Consider the following 1,467-nt stretch of genomic DNA (forward strand, 5'->3'; position numbering starts at 1 on the left):
CCGTCGCCACGGTCGGCGGCTTCCTCCTCGGCCCCCTGCTGCCGGGAGCCGACGCCGCGGACCGCACCGTCTTCCGGTCGGCGCTCGTCCCGCCCGCGGACGTCGCGCAGTACCGGTCGCCGCTCGCGGGCTTCCGCCAGTACACCGAGCCCAACGGCGCCCACCTCTTCGACAAGACCCTGCTGACCGTCAAGGGCCTGCCGGCCGGTGTCCCGGTCCGCATCGCGGCTCTCGACTCCTACGACACCTTCGTCTGGGGCGCCGGCAACGTGGCCAACGACGGCTCGAGCCCCGAGCCCGACGGTGCCGCCTTCCGCAAGGTGGGCAGCCACATCGCCGCCGAGGGCCCCGGCGACCCGGTGACCGCGACCGTCAGCGTGCCGGCCGGGGGCTACAGCGACGTATGGCTGCCCACCTTCGGCACCGTGACCGGGCTCGACTTCGGCGGTTCGCGGGGGGACCGCCTCGCGGACGACCTGCGCTTCAACGTCGACACCGACACCGGCGTGCTGCCCGAGAAGCTCCAGGCCGGCGACACCTACACGGTCAGCGCCCTGGCGCAGAAGGTCGACGCCGCCCTGCCGAAGGAGGTCGACGTCGCCGAGGGCACCCTCGTCGACGGGCAGAACCTCACCTTCGTCGACGACAAGATCACGCCGTGGACCGAGCGCGTCGACGGTTCGTGGCAGCAGGTCGTCGCCGTCGCCAAGGCCATGCAGGACGGCGCCTACACCGACGGGGGCGCGCCCGGCGACTACCAGAACATCTTCCTGCCGGGGCACAGCCTGCGCCGCATGACGCAGTTCATGAAGGCAACCCAGCTGGCCGGCAACGACGAGCAGTACGCGTCCGCGCTGGCGCTCGCGGCCAACCGCCTCGGCGTGCCCGCCAGGGTCGTCCTCGGCGCGGAGCCGGAGGCGAGCGGCGCGATCAAGGGCAAGGACGTCCACGCCTGGGTCGAGGTGGCCCGTGCCGACGGCTCGTGGCAGCCGATCTACTGGAAGCAGTTCGTGCCCGAGCGCAACAAGAAGCCGCAGCAGCTGATCACCAAGTCCGAGGAGAAGAAGACCGGCGCCCAGGTCCCGCCGCCCGCGGCCAACAACCCGCCGAGCGTGCTCCAGGGCCCCGACCAGGCGCAGAACGCGACCCAGCTCAAGACGCCGCCGAAGGACGAGAAGAACCCGCTCGACCCCTCCACCTGGCCCGACTGGTTGCGCTACCTCCTCTTCTACGTCGTGGTCCCACTGCTCCTGCTCCTCGCCGTCTACGGCGCGATCCGCCTCGCCAAGTGGCTGCGGCGCCGCCGTCGACGCACCACCGGGGCGACCGCGAGCCGCGTGAGCGGCGGGTGGCGCGAGGTCGTCGACACGGCGCGGGACTTCCGCATGCCGCTCCCCGCCAAGGGCACCCGCCTCGAGCAGGCCCACGCCCTCGAGGAGCACGTGTTCGGCCCGCCGCCGGTCAGGC

1 protein-coding gene is annotated in these 1,467 nt (G+C 72.7%); it reads left to right on the forward strand.

Annotated features, from left to right (window positions below; translation table 11 throughout):
- On the forward strand, nt 1-1,467 hold a 1,467-nt coding region (locus ABD194_RS20065; RefSeq protein WP_343994800.1), incomplete at both ends, for a transglutaminase family protein.

It is taken from the genome of Terrabacter terrae (assembly GCF_039529575.1).
GTDB classification, from domain to species: Bacteria; Actinomycetota; Actinomycetes; order Actinomycetales; family Dermatophilaceae; genus Terrabacter; species Terrabacter terrae.